This is a genomic window from Propionivibrio soli (genome assembly GCF_025770765.1).
GTDB classification, from domain to species: Bacteria; Pseudomonadota; Gammaproteobacteria; order Burkholderiales; family Rhodocyclaceae; genus Propionivibrio; species Propionivibrio soli.
Genome location: NZ_JANZKY010000005.1, coordinates 133,657 through 150,441 on the forward strand (window position 1 = coordinate 133,657; position 16,785 = coordinate 150,441).

The window sequence follows — 16,785 nt, forward strand, 5'->3', positions numbered from 1 at the left end:
GCAACTTTGCCAAGTTAACGTGCCCGACTGTCAAATTTGATAGGGTGATTTATCCGTGAGCATTCGCCGCCATCTAGTCCTCATCCTTGCCATTGCATCTGTCGCCTTGCTGGTCCTCGGGGGTACAACTCTTTATCAGTTCCAACGAAACAAGATACTGATCTACAAGCTGACTGATGGAGCCATTCCCGGTTTTCTCGCGGCCTCAGAACTTGGCTCGAAGCTGAAGACCTTGCAGATTTTTATCATCGGCCTAGTGAATGCACCCGACCAAGGTATTGCTGAACAACAAAAAGAAAAAGTCGAATCATCGCGTCGCGATCTCGTGCGTGATCTCGAAGAGCAAATGGACATCGCCGATTCGCCGGTCCAGCAGGGGCTAATCAAACAGGCCCAAGAAAGCATGCACAACTACTTCGGCGCCATCGACGATGTAATGACGCTACGTTTGACGGGTCAGCGCGACCTTGCCGAAGCGGCTCTCGAGGGGACTGCCGGCCCGTATCTTCAGGAGTTGGAGCAGATTCTCGGCACGCTTCGGGTGGAGAAACGGCGTGCCAAAGAACAAACCGCCGCGCTGATCGACGTCAATTTGCAGGACACCATGAAGACGCTGGTGGTCGCTTCTGCGCTTACCGTGCTGACCCTGGCCGTCTTGGGCTACCGCCTCTACCGTCAGATCGTTTTCCCGCTTCGGACGATGGAAAAAACCATGTCGAAGGTCGCCGTCTCCCTGGATTTTACGCAGCGTGCTCCCGTTAGGCGCAAAGATGAAATCGGACATTCAGTGGCCGCCTTCAATTCGCTCCTGGACACTCTGCAATCGAGCATGAGGGAAATGGTGCGAGTAATTCAGGACAACGAAGTCATGGCCATCGAAATGCATCAGTCGGCCGTCACCCTCGCGGATATCGCCTCAAGCGGAAGCGTCTCTTCCAAAGAGATCCAAACCGCCGTGCAGCAGGTTCAGGCCCAGATCAGCCAGATTTGCCTTAACACCCGCCAAGCCGGAGATCTGACCGAAGCGTCGGGCCAACAGGCCGTCATGAACAGCCAAATCATTCGCGATGCGGTAGACCGCATACACGCCCTAGCCCAGGGCATCGAGTCGGCGGCAGACAAGGTATTCGCGTTGGCGGCCGCAGGCCAGAACATTGGGGGCCAAATCAAGGAGATCAGGGAAATCGCCGACCAGACGAATCTGCTGGCGCTGAATGCCGCCATTGAGGCCGCGCGGGCCGGGGAGACGGGACGGGGTTTTGCCGTCGTGGCAGACGAGGTTCGCAAGTTGGCCGAGCGGGTAACCGCGGCTACGCTCTCCATTACTAAGCAAGTGGCAGAGATTGATGCTACCTCCGCACTATCCACCGACCTCATGCAGAGAGTCATCGCCGAGATGCAACATAACCTTGAACTCACGAGGTCCGCTGGCTCCGCGATGGCGGAGATAGAATCGTCCACCCGCGAAGTCGTCTCGGTCGTCGATGAAATTGGTGAGCAAGTCAGCGTGGGCCAAGCGTCGAGCGAAGCCATCGTGCTTCAGGTTAACTGCATCGACAGCGTGATTTCGGAGGCCAACGTAGCCGCCGAAAACACCAAGGACTTCGCCGATCAGATCCGAGCGCTTTCCAACCAGATGACCGGCATCATCAATCGATTTCGCATTGGCGAGGGGCAACTGGCGGCTTGAAGCCGTCACCGTGGGGAGCCGGCCTGTCCGAACGCGACTCCAATTTCCACTACGATGGTGTCGAGTTCGTCCTGCCAGGTGGCCGCGGCTCTCAATATCTTTTGCAGCGAAAAAGCAGTTCTCCAGTGTCTAGTCGGCGGGCATCCGTCCGCCGAAAAAGGCCACGGTCCACGACGGGTTTTGAGAGCTGGTTCCTTAAGACAAAGTCAAAACGTCATGGCGCGAGACATGGTACGCGAACGCCCATTTGCACCAACGCGGCCTCAATCGCTTCTACTGCTCTACGCAAGATCGAAGGCTCGATGGCGCCAATGCAACCCACGCGGAATGTTTCCGTTCGCGTCAATTTTCCGGGATAGAGAATGAAACCTCGCTCGCGTACGCGCTCGTAGAGCTCGCCAAATCGATACGCGGGGTCGGTAGGCGCGTGAAACGTGACAATGATGGGGGACTGAACCGAATCGTTGAGGAACGTCCGCAGGCCGAGATCCCGCATGCCACCGATGAGCATAGAGTAGTTCTTTCGGTAGCGCAGCAGCCTTGCGGGCTGGGCACCCTCAGCATGATATTGGTCCAGCGCGGCCCGTAGAGCCGACACCACATGGGTCGGCGGAGTAAAGCGCCACTGTCCGGTTTTTGAAAAGTAGCTCCACTGGTCATGAAGATCCAGGGCCAGCGAGTGCGAGTTGCCGGCGGCGTCTTTCAAGGCGTTGCGTTCGGCAATGACAAAACCCATGCCGGGAACGCCTTCAAGGCATTTCCCCGACGCAGCGATGACCGCGTCAAACGGCATCGTTCGAGCGTCGATCGGCATGACGCCGAACGAGCTCATGGCGTCGACGATGAGGCGGCGGCCCTGGCGTGAGACGGCGGCGGCAATATCCGGCAGCGGGTTGAGAATTCCCGTACCTGTTTCACAGTGAACTTGTGCAACGTGCGTGATGCCGGGGTCGGCCGCCAGAGCGGCCTCGATTCGCGCCGGATCGGCAACTTCATTTTCCCTGAAATCGAGTACAACGACCTTGCGATGCAGGTAATCCAGGATGCGAGTGATGCGTTCGCAATAAGCGCCATTGGTGGGAACGAGCACTTTCCCATCCCGCGGAACCAAGGTACCCAGGGCGGCTTCAACAGCGAAGGTGCCACTCCCTTGGAGAGGCACGCAGACATGACTTTCGCGAGCGTGGGCAATCTCCACCAGGTCTGCGCAAACCGAGGCCGTCAATTCGTTGAAAGCCTTATCCCACGACCCCCAGTCGCGGAGCATGGCGGCTTTGGTTTCAGCAGAGGTTGTTAGCGGACCGGGCGTGAGCAATACAGGATCGGACATGGTTTCTCCCAAAGAGGGGCTAGTGTTGATCTGGCCGTCAAGGAGAGACGGCGGCTCGAAGTACGCGGCGCTCTGCCGCATCAGCCATCGCCTCAGCCACGTGTTCTAGGGGGTAGTGCCCGTCGACCAGTTCGTGAAATGGAAACCGTCCGCGGTTGGCGACGACGAAGTCGACGGCTTGAAGCAGATGGCGCGGGTGATAGTTATGGACGCCGGCAACCGTGAGGTGCTTCTTGAGAAGCAAGTTGGCGTCTAGGGTGATCATCGCGTCGGGGTTTACGAGCCCGGCCAACACGTAGCGTCCACCGGGACGAAGGGCCGCCACTCCTTGGTGAATCGCCGCAGCTTGTCCGCAGACTTCAATGGCGACATCTACGCGGAGGCGGTTGCGTACCGGTTCGGGCGACGATTCGCCGGCCTCGAAAAAGTCATCGACGCCGAAGCGCTTCGCCATGTCGCGACGCGACGGGACCGAATCGACGCCGATAACTCGGCGTGCTCCGCGAGCTTTGGCCATCGCTGCGCCGTATATCCCGAGCAGGCCAAGTCCCTGTATCAAAACTGTGTCACCGAAACGGACGTCCGCCGCGTCGATCGCTGCGCACATCGTCGCTACGCCGCAATTTATAGGAGTCGCTTCCTCATCAGTCAGAATGTCGGGCAGGCGCGCGATCCACGAGTTCTGGAGCACATAGCAATACTCAGCAAAACCACCATGGTGATGGGGCGCTTCATCCGCAGACATATGGCCGTATTTCGCCACGCCCGGCGATTTCTGCGGCAACCCGCAGACTTCGCTCAGGAAGGTCCGTTCGGGAACGAAATACTCACTCCACGTAATGCGATCGCCCACGACAAGCGGATTGTCGCGGAGATCGCGAATCGTTCCCTCGCCCAGGGCGGCGATCGTTCCGATGATCTCGTGCCCGAGTAGCGCTGGGCAAGCGTTGGGACGGTGACCTTGCCACGAATGAATGTCCGAACGGCAGATCGTGCACATCTTGACCTTGACCAGCACTTCTCCGGTCGAGGGCAGTCGCAAGGGATAGTCAGCTAGACGGAAATCGCCATTCGGGGCATCGTACACGGCGACCCGCGCCTCTTTTGGAATCGACGTCCCGAGGTGAAAGCGATCAGGCATCGACGTCGGTTCCGTTGATTGCGTAATCGAACAGCTGGTAACTCTTGACGCCTGCGGTGGCACGTTCGGCGTAGCGCTGATTCAGCGGACGATTGAGAATGAACGGCACCCAAGCTTCGGATGGCCCGCCATGGCTGCGCAATCGTGCATCCGACAGAGCGGTGAGATCGTGGTCAATCGCCCTTGAGCCAATGACAAAATTCTGTTCGGCAATGACTGCGACATCTCCCTCGCGGTCGACGGGTAAAGCGTATCGTCGGCTGACCGTGGCGCGGTCCAGCGCCTCGGCTATCCCTTGCACGCCTTGCAGGCGATTGATGATGGCTTGAGCCGTGACCTCCCGGGTCAGGCACCATACCCGGACGAAGCCTCCCAGCGCACCGTGGTGACGGACGAAAGCGTCGGTAATGGGACAAATGACTTGCGTCGTTCCCGTGCCAAAGGTTTGGTCGAGCAGATCTTGCAGAAACACGACGTTGGGTTTCCCGTCGGGCCCTGCCTTGTCGCTCATTCCGTGATCGGCCGTGAGGGCGACCGTGGCCCCGAGTTCGTCCAGTTGTCCGAATAACTCGTCAATGCGGCGGTAGAAGGCTGTGGCTACCGGATCGCCTGGGGCGTGCTTGTGCTGTATGAAGTCGGTCAGCGACAAATACATGAGATCGGGGCGCTCGCTATTCAATAAACGAACCCCGGCGTGCAACACAAACAAGGAGAGTTCCATCGAATACATGTCGGGCAAGGGCATGCCGAAGCGCTCGAGCACATTCTCGATGCCGTGCTCAGTCAGCGTGCATCGGTCGGCTTTCTCTGACGAAAAACAGATGTTGCCACCCGCTACATCGACGCCACTGCCGAGTTGCTCACGCAGTTTGTCCTTCGCCGTAATCGCTATCACGCGGGCGCCGGCATCGGCAAATTCGGCTAACAACGTTCGGCTTCGCAACAACTCGGGACTCGTCATGACAACGGCTTTGCCCGCCGAGTCGAGGTAGAAGTTGCCGGAAATACCGTGAACAGAAGGCGGTGCCCCGGTGACGAGCGATACGTTGTTCGGGCAAGTGAAACTCGGCACCGTCCCTTCGGCTACGGACGTAAACCCTTTACGGATGAAACGTGCGATGTTCGGCAGCGCGTCATCACGCAGGCCCCTCTCGATGTAGGCAGGATCACCACCGTCAATGCAGACTGCGACCACCGGACGTGACGGCCGGCGGTAGGTAACACCGTTGAGGAGGATTTCTTTGTCGTTAGGCATAGGAGATTGGATTATCGGGAAGAACGTTCGTCATATGGCGAGTTGGCGAATCCGCGAGGAAACGAGGTCGATCAACGTGACGCAGACGATAATGATCAGAAGAACGGCGCTGGTCTCGGCATAGTCAAACCCACGGATTGCCTCATGGAGAATGACGCCAATACCCCCAGCGCCGACCATGCCAACGACAGAGGCGGAGCGGACGTTGGACTCGAAGCGGTACAGGGAATAGGAAATCCAGAGCGGCAGGACTTGAGGAATGACGCCGTAGATGATTTCCTCCAGGAGGCTGACACCAGTCGCCCGGACACCTTCCACCGGTCGCGGGTCGATGGCTTCCACTGCCTCGGCGAAGAGTTTGGCGAGGACGCCGGTGGTATGCACCCACAGCGCCATTACCCCCGCGAACGGGCCGAGGCCGACCGCCACGATGAACAGCATGGCGAAGACCATTTCGTTGATCGCCCGGCAAGCGTCCATTGCCCGGCGCACGGGCTGTACAACCCACTTCGGGGCGATGTTCTCCGCTGAAAGGAGCCCCAGGGGTACGGCGCAAATAATGGCCAGCACGGTTCCCCAGATGGCGATGTGTATCGTCACCGCCATTTCGGCAAGGTAGACCCGCCAGTCGTGAAAATTCGGAGGAAAGAAATCCCGCGCAAAGACGACCATATTGGCCGAATCACGCCATAGATCAGCGGGGCGCATATCGGCCCCGCTCCATGACCAGATGAGAAGGGCGCCGAGGACGCCCCACGCGAGGTGATTCGTCAGACTACGGGGCGGCGGATTGAGCGGTACGTCATTGATACTGGGTTGCGACGTCATCAAGAGCGCCTCGTATCAGTTGGAAAAGAGAGCAACGGCGGCCGCTCGGCGGGTGAGATCATTCAGACGCAGGTTCTCGCCGGACGAACGGTGTCACTTCTGCATCTGCTTCGCCAACTCGGCGAGTTGGGCGTCGAGTTCGGCCAGCTTCGCCTTCTTGGCCGCGGCGGCCATGTGTTCATCGCTCTCGTATTTCTTGCGGTCCTTGAACAGCTCCAACTGCCGGATCGGCAACAACTGAGCGTCCGACGATGCCTTGAACCCGGCCAGCCGGTACATGTTCTTGAGAATCTCTTTCTCACGATCGTCTTTGCCGTAACCGACCACGAAATCCTGGATCTTCTTCTTGAGATCAGCAGGTAAATCTTTCCGCCACACGAGGGGGTCGCGCGGAATCAATGGCGAGGTCCAGAGGATGCGAATCTGTTCGAGCTTTTCTGGTGACTTCTCCTGCATCTTCTGCGTCATCTCGCTATTGCTCGTTGCAACATCCACCTGCCTGTTCAATACCGCCAGGAAGTTCCCCTCGTGGTTCGACGACCGCGTGACCTTGAAGTGGGTTTTTGGATCGAGACCATTCATGCTGAACACGTAGTACGTGGGCACCAGCGTCCCCGACGTGGAAGACGGATCGCCGATTCCAAACGTGTAGTCTTTGCCGTTCTTCAATACCTGATCGAGGGTGGAGATGCCTGAATCCTTGTGGGTAATGATGTACGAGTAGTAGCCGGGCGTTCCATCGAGGTCGACAAACTGGACGAACACCTGACCATTTGCCCGGTCCACGGCGTCAATGGCGGCCAGATTCCCGTACCACGCTATCTGCACTTTGTTGAACCGCTGCGCCTCGATGATGCCGGCGTAGTCCGTGGCGAAAAATCCGTTCACCTTTACGCCGACCGCCTTCGCCATGTCGTCAAGGAAAGGCTGCCACATCTGTTTTAGCGCGCCAGATTTTTCAGTGGCGATGATTCCGAAATTGAGTTCCTTCGGCTCGGCCGCTACGGCGGTTCCGGCAATGGCAAAGGCCAGTCCGGCAATGAGGCTTTTGAGAAGAGACGGCATCAGTGTTTCCTTTCTTTTGTATAGATAGAAACTGCGTAAAGGGATGTCACGCGAGAACAAGCCCGGACGGTATGGCGCCGTCGCGCATCAGAGGGGGCACTGCCGGTGAGTTTTCGACGAGTTGGCTGGCATTGGCACCATAGAGCTGCGCCAGCAAGGCGGGCGTCAGGGCCGATGACGGACCGTCGTAAACCACGCGTCCGGCATTCAGGGCGATGGTCCGCGGACAATAACGGATGGCGAAGTCGACCTGGTGCAGGGACACGAGCACGGTACAACCCCGTGCCCGGTTGAGGTGAGTGAGAACCTCCATGACCTTTCTGGAGGACTCCGGGTCAAGCGAGGCGATCGGCTCATCGGCAAGAATGATCCGCGCTTTCTGAACCAGACAGCGTGCCAATGCCGCACGCTGCTGCTGACCTCCCGACAGAGTGCCGGCACGCTGCCAAGCGGTTTGTTCGATGCCCACCGAAGCCATCGCTTCAAGGGCCAGCTGTCTCTCGCCGACAGTGAACAGCATGAGCATCCGGCGCCACCAGGCCGCGCGGTGAAGCAACCCGACGAGGACGTTGATGATGACGGGAAGCCGGCTGACGAGGTTGAACTGCTGGAAGACGAAACCGAGTTCGCGCCGCACGACGCGCGCGTTGCCAACGAGCCGCCCATTTTCTTGCACGGTCCGCCCAAGCACTTTCACAGTGCCTTCATCGGCGGCCATGAACCCTGGCAACAGCCGCAGGAGGGTGGATTTTCCGGAGCCTGAGGCGCCCAGCAGCGCGACCATTTCTCCTTGCTCGATTCGAATCGAAACGGTATCCAGTGCTCGACAGCAGGAGAAGTTTTTTGTCAGCTCGGTGATTTCTACGGCGTTGGCCATCGCGATCTTTCTTTGTCATGAAGCGGCAACACGTCAATCCTAGGATCTCGACATTGCATTTTGTTGACAATCTGCAAAGCGACGAAGAACCTTACGAAATCATTCATCAACGAGATGACGCCGCAATGACATACCCCGTGACGCTGGAACTACTCAAGACGCACTCGCTTCCATCCCTTGTGCAGGAGGAACTTGAACGGATGATTCTGGACGGCCGCCTCGTGCCGGGAGAGCAGCTCCGCGAAATACCCCTCGCGGCGCTCCTCGGAGTCTCCAGAGGGCCGATCCGCGAAGCGTTTCGTGCGCTCGAGGAAAAGGGTTTGGTCATGGTGGTCAAGAACTGCGGCGTCTATGTGCGCACTCTCGACATCGAAGAGGCTGACCAAATCTACGAGGTGCGCCTAGTTCTTGAGCGCCTCATTGGTGAGAAGGTCACAAGACGAATCGACGAGCAAGGACTACAGTCGTTGCGCGAAACGGTGTCCGGCATGCGGGACGCCGTCGAGGATGGCGATGTGACCCGTTACACCGGTTTGAATATCGCCTTTCACGACACGCTGGCCCGTCTCACCGGGAATCTAAAACTGCATGCGACGTATGCGCGTCTGGTTGGCGAACTGTCTCTTTTTCGCCGCCAGACGTATGTACATGACGAGCAGTCTCTGGCCATCTCGTTCTCGGAGCACCAGACGATTCTGAATGCGATCGTCGAGCGCCGAGCCGGCGAAGCGGGCCGGCTCCTGCAAAAGCATGCAAGCGACAGCCAGCGCCGTCTGCACAGGGCGCTTTCTTCCTGATCATCTCTTCATAAGGCAAAGAAAACACATGAGTGCTTTCACGATCCGGCGCGAGTCAATGCGCGTTGCCAGCGGACGGCCGACTGGCGATGGGCGTGTCATTGAGGTCCTTAACCCCTATTCTGGTGAATGCGTGGGGACCGTGCCCAAAGCATCGGTCGACGATGTCCGCGCGGCGCTTGAGGCCGCTGCAAAATATCGCCCAACCCTTACTCGGGCGGACCGGGCCGCCATACTGCAACAGGCCGCGGAAAGCGTCGTATCGCGGAAGCAAGAAATCAGTGACCTGATTACGGCCGAGTCCGGCCTATGCAAGCAGGACACGCTCTACGAGGTAGGCCGCGTACGAGACGTGCTTCTTTTCGCCGCGCAAGCTGCGCTGCAGGATGACGGACAGATTTTTTCCTGCGACATAACGCCCCACGGCCGCCATCGGCGGGTATTTACCCAACGCTCGCCCTTGCTGGGCGTCATCACGGCGATCACGCCGTTCAATCATCCGATGAACCAGGTGGCGCACAAAGTCGCACCTGCGATTGCGACAAACAACCGCATGGTCCTGAAACCGTCGGAGAAGGTTCCTCTTTCGGCGCTGCTTTTTGCCGACATTCTTTATGAGGCTGGACTTCCCGTCCCCATGTTCCAAGTGGTCACCGGGGAACCGGCCGAGATCGCCGACGAACTCCTGACCAATCATTACGTCGATCTGGTGAGCTTTACGGGCGGCGTCAGCGTCGGCAAATACATCGCGAGCAAGGTCGGGTACCGGCGGGTGGTGCTTGAACTCGGCGGCAATGATCCGCTGATCGTCATGGACGATGCTGATCTTGACGAGGCGGCGGCGCTTGCGGTCACGGGATCCTACAAGAACTCGGGACAGCGGTGCACGGCCGTCAAACGAATTCTTGTGCAGAATCGCGTGGCCGACGAATTCGTCGACCGGCTCGTCGAAAAAACAACCCAGTGGCGTTTCGGCAACCCGACTGACGAGACGCAGCAGATGGGAACGGTGATCGATGAAGCGGCGGCCAAAGTGTTCCAGAGCCGGGTGGAGGACGCCGTCGCTCTAGGCGCAGAGCTTCGCTGTGGTAACCAACGAGAAGGCGCCCTTTATGCGCCCACCGTCGTCGATCACGTCACATCCGAAATGAGTGTCGTTCGCTATGAGACGTTTGGCCCCGTGTCACCCGTGATTCGTTTCGAGACGGTTGATGACGCAATCGAGATCGTGAATGGCTCCGCCTACGGGTTGTCGTCGGGTGTCTGTACCAATCGCCTGGATGTCATTACACGTCTGGTAAACGAACTTCAAGTGGGTTCGGTGAACGTGCGTGAGGTTCCTGGTTACCGGCTCGAACTCACGCCGTTCGGGGGCATCAAGGATTCCGGACTCGGCTACAAGGAAGGCGTGCAAGAGGCGATGAAGAGCTTCACAAACGTCAAAACCTACTCGCTTCCTTGGCCCGCATGACATCCACCTCGGTACTCATGGCCGTTCTGTTGTCCGCAGTGATGCATGCGGGGTGGAACTTCCTGGTGAAAGCCAGCAGTGATCGTCTTCTTGACACCGTGACCATCGCCGTGGGCGGAAGCTTTCTCGCGGCCCTAACGCTACCTTTTGTTCCACCTCCGTTACCTGAAAGCCGGTGGTGGCTTGGTTGTTCGGTGTTCGTCCACATCGCGTACTTTCTGGCCTTGGTGGAGAGCTATAAACACGCCGACCTATCCGTCGCCTATCCCTTGATGCGTGGCTGCGCACCCGTTATCGTGGCCTTATGCGCTCCTTTGTTTGGGGAGCCTTATCACTCGACCCTTTTCATCGGCATCGGCCTGGTTGGCCTGGGCATTATCTTCCCCGTAGTGATCGGCTTCGGTCGCTGCGTCGCGGAAACAAGAGGGCTGCCATACGCTCTTTGCAACTCCGCGGTTATTGCTCTCTACACCATTCTTGATGGGGTCGGCGTACGCCACTCAGGAAGCGCCGCCGCCTATACCCTATGGCTTTTCTTTTTCGATGCATGGGGAATACTGGCGGTAGCGTTATGGTATCGGGGAGGCGACGTGATCCGTCATCTCGCGCACCGCTGGATGTATGGGATCAGCGCGGTGGTCATCCGCTTGGGGGCGTGAATCTCACCTCACCTTTTGTCTTTCGCGGGAACGATCGGGCGCCCCCTCGTTCGGGGCGCTTTTCATCATGGTGCAATATTCGTTGTCCAAGATGCGCGAATGTTCTCCTATTTCGCAAAGCCTCATGCGTGAGCACGAAAAATATGTCGGCCGGCTGGTGCGCCTGAAGTCCAGCGCCCACTCGCAACACCTCGGTCAACCCGAGCACGACGACAATGACGATGGAGAGGTTTTTGTGGTTGCCGCCACTGTGCGCGGCGCCCGCCGGATCGTTTGCTACGGCGCCAGCCGACGAGTTAACGTCCCGCGGTCCGAGGTCGTTTTTCTGTAGAAAAAAAAACGGCAGGGTCTGCGGATCGTGCACGGTTCTGAAACGCGAGGCTTGTTGAGCAGCCAGCCTTAGCGTCGTTGCGGTAGAGCTTCCAAGAGCTTCTTGATCCCCTTCGCATCGTATTTGAAAAGCAGCGATAAAGCCGCCCGGACCAAATCGCTTTTCTTCACGTCTAGATCTTGGTCTGTGAGTTCACGCTTGATCCGAACCAGTTCGTTGTGCTCGCTCTTCAAGAGGGTAAAGCTGTCGCGGACCGGTGCGCTTCGGTTCCGCAGGACTTTATCCAGCGGACGAGGAAAGAACTTCGATAAGCGCTTGCGCCGTGCAGGGAGACCGGCAGAGGGATTTATGACGGTCGAAACGTTCGTCTTCCCACCGGCTGACTCAGAGTTATTGTTAGCCATTTCCTTCCTCATTCTCAACACAATCCATTCTGTTTGTTCTATAGGGGCTTGCCCTGGTACGTATAATTAACGTCTCAACTCGGAGACATCGCCATGCTGGACTATCGAATGGTGGCTGACGAGGCAGAGCGTTGGTCAAACGATCCCCGACTTGGTGAGAACTGGCGATCAGTTGCGCGCAGTCTTGCGCATCTGAGCACAATTCTCATCGATCCCTACTATGGCTGCCCGACCGAGCACGAGGCAGCCGAAGTGATGTATCGGCGCCTGAGCAAAGCGGTTAAGTCGCTGAGGTTAACCAGAGCGCCTAGCTTCTCTCTGAAAGGTCCGTCATCCCGCCAAAAATCCATACCAATCATATGGACTTTAGTATAACGGCGAGCGTCGCAGAAACCGGCTTTATGACAGATATGTGACAAGGTTTTGCGGCAGTGCCCGACGGTATCGTGAAGGTAAAGACCCTCCGTACGGGAAAGAAAATTGTATGTGGTCGCGCTAGCTGGTCCTATACTCCGTCGCCCGAAGACGAGTCCTCGCCAATCCTGATGCGCGTGCGACTCGCGGTGTGATTTTGGGTTGCGGTGCTAACCCGCATTCCGACAGGATGGCGCGCCTTCTCCGATGGAAGCCCTTCCACGGTGTGTTTCCCACGTTTCCGTCTGCTCCATGGACTAAGCGTCGGCACCTTCATGGGACGCACATGTGATTGGTGTGAACGCTGTGTCATTTGCTCGTAATACGATGCGCTGACAATGCCCGTGGGATGAGCAAGCTGGCCAAGATCGGTTCGGATGTGCCATTTACTGGAATTCGGCGGCTCGCTGCTACGGCGTCAGTTGGCGTCAGCGCTTGTGACGTTTTCCTGATGTGAGAAGAACAACAAAGGGACAAGTAATGCTCCGCGTGGTGGGCGATTCCACGGAAGTGGCCGTATCCGAAGACCCAAGGCATTTCGCCGCCGTCGACCTTGGCTCGAATAGCTTTCGCCTGCAAATCGGTCGTGTCATTGACGACCAGATCTACCCGATGGACTCGATCAAGGAGTCTGTACGGCTCGCCTCGGGGATCACATCCGACAAAAGGCTTGATGAGCCGGCTCAGCAGCGAGCCTTGGCCGCGCTAAGCCGATTCGGTGAACGCCTGCGCGGGTTCGACAAAAGCACCGTGCGTGTGGTGGGAACGAATGCGCTACGCGTCGCCCGGAATGCGCCTGATTTCCTTCCGCTGGCGGAGAAGGCGCTTGGCTTCCCGATCGAGATCATTGCCGGGCGTGAAGAAGCGAGGTTGATCTACGTCGGCGTGGTGCACTCGTTGCCGCCGTTCGACGGGCCTCGCTTGGTCGTCGACATCGGCGGCGGCTCAACGGAGTTCATCGTCGGCCGGCAAATGAAACCGCTGCTGTTGGAATCGCTATATATGGGATGCGTGAGTTATTCGGAGCGCTTTTTCCCTGGCGGCAAGGTGGACAAAAAGCGCTTCCGGGAAGCCGAGACGATGGCCGGCCAGGAGATCGAGCGCATCGCGGCGGCGTATGGTCAGGTGGGTTGGGGCGAAGCGGTGGGTTCCTCTGGGTCAGCGCGTGCCATCGCCGAGTTGCTCGAAGCAAACGGACTCAATCCGGGCGGCGTTGGAGGCATTACGTGGCGTGGCCTCGAATCCCTGCGCAGCCTGATGATTCAGGCCGGTTCGATCGATCGCTTAGAACTGCGCAATCTACCGCTTGAAAGATTGCCCGTCCTCGTGGGTGGTGTTGCCATCCTGTACGCGATTTTCAGCGGGCTGGGTATCGAGCGTATGAAGTATGCCGGTGGCGCTTTGCGTCTCGGCGTCCTTTACGATTTGCTCGGGCGTCTTCATCAGCGCGATATGCGCGATACGACGGTGCGCCACTTTAAGCGCCGCTACCACGTAGACCTGCACCAATCGGCACGGGTGGAGCAAGCAGCGCGGGCGTTATTCAAACAATTGAATCGCCATCCATGCAACCTCGCGGTGGGTACGAAAGAAGACCAAGAGCGCGAGAACGCGTGGCGCTTTCTCCAATGGGCGGCGGCGTTGCACGAGATTGGCCTCTCGGTGGCGCACAGTGACTACCACAAACACGGTGCCTATATTCTCGCGGCGGCTGACATGCCCGGATTCTCCACCGAGGACCAGGAACGCCTCGCCAAAATCGTGCTCGGACAGCGCGGTAAGCTCGAAAAGCTCGCTGCTTTATCCAAAGGCAACCCGCTCTGGACCCTGATCTTCTGCCTCCGTCTCGCTGTTTTGCTTTGCCGATCGCGTGATGACCGGCCATTCCCTGAGATTCACGTCGGAATACTCCCATCGGGCGTTGGGTATGAGATTGAACTGCCCGATGCTTGGGGGGAGACTAACCCGCTCAGTGCCGCCGCCCTTTCGGATGAGAGTGCCCTCTGGCGACGGGTCGGTATAGATTTCCAAATCAAGTATCGCCCTGCGCATCTCGTTGCGATCGCCTGAATCGATTCGGCCGAAATGCACTCACGCAGCTCGGCCATCTGCCGTTGGCCCGTGCTGACCGATCTGTCCGTTCAACCATGTGAGTTCGAGAACGTCAGCTCTCCCGTTTGGAACTCGAACTCCCGACCCAAAGCAGGCATCCGGCTTTGTTGCGATGGGCAATGCGTGCCATCGACCAAGCATGCCCACGTGAATTGTTGTGCCAGCCGAAGTCTGCCTGTCCGACAATGAGCACTGGTCCAACGAGAAAGCAAAGGTAGCCCTGCTTCTATTTAGGGGTGCGTCAGACCTACAACAACGAGGGGTTTAAAAAGGAGGGTGAAAATGAGGGAAGCCGGGAGAGCGCGATCAGCTATCTCTGAGTCATTCAATACGTTAAAGGCATTTTGGCCTCGTCCGTATTATTAACAATAATCAGGGCGTTCAGCGCCTAGTTTGGCCGCACCATGTGAAACGACTAAGCTGCCTCCTTCTTGTTGACGTATTGACATCTGTCTCTGCCATTGCTTCGCCCCGAGGCGGAAATTGCATATGCCATCGCAAGCCCCTCTATTGCGGTGATCAAAACTGACAACGGGAGGTTGGGTGCCCAGCCACTCCTCCCGGGGCTCCATCATCGTTGCTACTCGACAGTGACTGATTTGGCCAGGTTGCGCGGCTTGTCGACGTCGGTACCGCGGACCAGAGCGACGTGATAAGCCAACAACTGCAACGGAACGACGTGCAGCAGCGCCGAAAGCTGCCCGTAATGCTCAGGCAGGCGCATGAGATGGATTCCATCGGACGCCATCATCTCGCTATCAGCGTCGGCAAAGACATAAAGCTCGCCACCGCGGGCGCGTACTTCTTGCAGGTTCGACTTGAGCTTCTCAAGCAGAATGTCGTTCGGGGCGACGGCAATGACCGGCATTTCCTTGTCGACGAGCGCCAAGGGGCCGTGCTTGAGCTCGCCGGCCGGATACGCCTCGGCGTGAATATAGGTGATTTCCTTGAGTTTAAGAGCGCCTTCCAGGGCGATCGGATAGTGTCGGCCGCGCCCTAGGAACAAGGCGTCCTGTTTCATTGCAAAACGTTCCGACCATTCGCGAATCTGCGGCTCGAGTTCCAAGACTTTGGTCAATGCGCTGGGCAGATGGCGCAATGCCTGCAACTCGGAGGCTTCGAGTGCTGGGGAGAGGCGCCCGCGCAGCTTGGCCAGGATCAGCGTCAAGAGGTACAACGCGGCTAACTGCGTCGTGAATGCTTTGGTTGAAGCCACACCGATTTCCGGGCCAGCGCGCGTAATGAAACGCAGCGCGTTGGCGCGCACCAATGACGATTCGGGCACGTTACAGATACACAGCGTGCGCGTCATGCCTTGTGCCTTGGCATGCTCGAGGGCGGCCAAGGTATCGGCCGTTTCGCCCGACTGCGAGAGCGTAACAACAAGCGTATCCGGATCGGATACCGATTCTCGATAACGATATTCGCTTGCCACCTCGACATTGCAGGGGATGCCTGCAATGGCTTCAAGCCAGTAACGGGCAACCAGACCCGCGTGGTAACTGGTGCCGCACGCGATGATGAGCACTTGTCGGGCGTCCTTGAGCAAAGACTCCGTATCGGCGCCAAAAAGACCCGGTTGAATGCTGCGCGCCGTGCCGAGCATTTCAAGCGTGTTCGACAGGGCTACCGGCTGCTCGAAGATTTCCTTCTGCATGTAGTGCCGATACTGCCCCAGTTCCACAGCGTCGGCGGAGAGTTGGGACTCCGTCTCGGCGCGTTCGACCGGCGTACCGTCGACGCGTGTGATACGAAAACCGTCGCGGGTCAATTCAGCGCAGTCGCCGTTCTCCAGATACACGATGCGCCGCGTCACTTGCAGCAAGGCCGCCACATCGGATGCCGCGTAATTGCCGTCTTCGGCCAGACCCAGCAGCAGCGGGGCCCCTTCGCGGGCAACGACAAGCCGGTCAGGATTGTCCTGGCGGAGCACGGCGATCGCAAAGGCACCTTGCAACTGGGCAATCGCCGTTCGGGCAGCGGTGAAGAAATCGGCCGTCTTCTTCAGTTCGGAAGCAATCAGGTGCGCGACAACCTCGGTGTCGGTGTCTGAGGTGAACTCGTAGCCCTCTCCCTTGAGCCGCAGACGCAGCGCCTCGTGATTCTCGATAATGCCGTTATGAACGACAGCCAGGCCGCCCGAGATGTGCGGATGTGCGTTGCGCTCGCACGGCACGCCATGCGTCGCCCACCGCGTATGGGAAATACCGATATGCCCTGAGACATGTGACTCTTCGACCTGCGCCGCGAGCCCAGACACTCGTCCCACGGCACGCAAGCGCCGCAAGCCGTCAGCGTCGATCAGCGCCAATCCGGCCGAGTCATAACCCCGGTATTCCAGTTTGCGCAAACCTTCGAGCAGGACAGGAACGATGTCGCGGTCTGCAACCGCAGCGACGATGCCACACATA

The 16,785-nt window shown here is 58.3% G+C and carries 14 protein-coding genes; 6 read left to right on the plus strand and 8 right to left on the minus strand.

Annotation, left to right across the window (positions count from 1 at the left end; genetic code table 11):
* The first annotated feature begins 55 nt into the window (after nt 1-55).
* Complete coding sequence (locus NZ453_RS22040; RefSeq protein WP_263769791.1) at nt 56-1,690, plus strand: methyl-accepting chemotaxis protein; 1,635 nt, start codon at nt 56-58, stop codon at nt 1,688-1,690.
* A 214-nt stretch (nt 1,691-1,904) separates the two neighbouring features.
* Here the strand turns inward: NZ453_RS22040 and NZ453_RS07160 are convergent, their stop codons facing one another.
* The 6 genes from NZ453_RS07160 to NZ453_RS07185 form a co-directional block, all read right to left on the minus strand.
* Nucleotides 1,905-3,020, minus strand: a complete 1,116-nt coding sequence (locus NZ453_RS07160) for a 2-aminoethylphosphonate--pyruvate transaminase (RefSeq protein WP_263769792.1) — start codon at nt 3,018-3,020, stop codon at nt 1,905-1,907.
* Nucleotides 3,021-3,057: 37 nt separating this feature from the next.
* Nucleotides 3,058-4,161, minus strand: a complete 1,104-nt coding sequence (locus NZ453_RS07165; RefSeq protein WP_263769793.1) for a zinc-binding dehydrogenase — start codon at nt 4,159-4,161, stop codon at nt 3,058-3,060.
* On the minus strand, nt 4,154-5,416 hold the full coding sequence (gene phnA / locus NZ453_RS07170) for a phosphonoacetate hydrolase (RefSeq protein WP_263769794.1): 1,263 nt from the start codon (nt 5,414-5,416) through the stop codon (nt 4,154-4,156). Before phnA ends, NZ453_RS07165 begins: the two co-directional genes overlap by 8 nt.
* Nucleotides 5,417-5,446: 30 nt before the next feature.
* A complete protein-coding gene (gene phnE, locus NZ453_RS07175; protein ID WP_263769795.1) occupies nt 5,447-6,244 on the minus strand; it encodes a phosphonate ABC transporter, permease protein PhnE in 798 nt (265 codons plus the stop codon).
* 93 nt (nt 6,245-6,337) lie between these two features.
* Complete coding sequence (gene phnD / locus NZ453_RS07180; protein WP_263769796.1) at nt 6,338-7,309, minus strand: phosphonate ABC transporter substrate-binding protein; 972 nt, start codon at nt 7,307-7,309, stop codon at nt 6,338-6,340.
* Between the two features lie 46 nt (nt 7,310-7,355).
* The gene (locus tag NZ453_RS07185; RefSeq protein ID WP_263769797.1) at nt 7,356-8,186 is read right to left on the minus strand and encodes a phosphonate ABC transporter ATP-binding protein; all 831 of its coding nucleotides are present in this window, start codon (nt 8,184-8,186) and stop codon (nt 7,356-7,358) included.
* Nucleotides 8,187-8,311: 125 nt separating this feature from the next.
* Here NZ453_RS07185 and NZ453_RS07190 point away from each other — a divergent pair, with 125 nt between their 5' ends.
* From NZ453_RS07190 to NZ453_RS07205, 4 genes are all read left to right on the plus strand, one after another.
* Entirely contained in the window at nt 8,312-8,983 is a 672-nt protein-coding gene (locus NZ453_RS07190) for a GntR family transcriptional regulator (protein ID WP_263769798.1), read from the plus strand.
* Between the two features lie 28 nt (nt 8,984-9,011).
* Nucleotides 9,012-10,454 carry a phosphonoacetaldehyde dehydrogenase gene (phnY, locus tag NZ453_RS07195; protein WP_263769799.1) on the plus strand — a complete coding sequence of 481 codons (1,443 nt, stop codon included), beginning with the start codon at nt 9,012-9,014 and terminating at the stop codon, nt 10,452-10,454.
* Between the two features lie 17 nt (nt 10,455-10,471).
* The gene (locus tag NZ453_RS07200; protein WP_263769800.1) at nt 10,472-11,113 is read left to right on the plus strand and encodes an EamA family transporter; all 642 of its coding nucleotides are present in this window, start codon (nt 10,472-10,474) and stop codon (nt 11,111-11,113) included.
* A gap of 124 nt (nt 11,114-11,237) precedes the next feature.
* Nucleotides 11,238-11,444, plus strand: coding sequence for a hypothetical protein (locus NZ453_RS07205; RefSeq protein ID WP_263769801.1), 207 nt, complete (start codon nt 11,238-11,240; stop codon nt 11,442-11,444).
* Nucleotides 11,445-11,512: 68 nt separating this feature from the next.
* Here NZ453_RS07205 and NZ453_RS07210 read toward each other — a convergent pair whose 3' ends face one another.
* Nucleotides 11,513-11,860: a hypothetical protein gene (locus NZ453_RS07210; protein WP_263769802.1), complete on the minus strand. Its 348-nt coding sequence runs from the start codon at nt 11,858-11,860 to the stop codon at nt 11,513-11,515.
* Between the two features lie 882 nt (nt 11,861-12,742).
* Here NZ453_RS07210 and ppx point away from each other — a divergent pair.
* Nucleotides 12,743-14,332 (plus strand): exopolyphosphatase, encoded by a 1,590-nt coding sequence (gene ppx / locus NZ453_RS07215; RefSeq protein ID WP_263769803.1) that lies wholly within the window; start codon nt 12,743-12,745, stop codon nt 14,330-14,332.
* A 622-nt stretch (nt 14,333-14,954) separates the two neighbouring features.
* Here ppx and glmS read toward each other — a convergent pair.
* Nucleotides 14,955-16,784 (minus strand): glutamine--fructose-6-phosphate transaminase (isomerizing), encoded by a 1,830-nt coding sequence (gene glmS, locus NZ453_RS07220; RefSeq protein WP_263769804.1) that lies wholly within the window; start codon nt 16,782-16,784, stop codon nt 14,955-14,957.
* Nucleotide 16,785 lies beyond the last annotated feature (1 nt).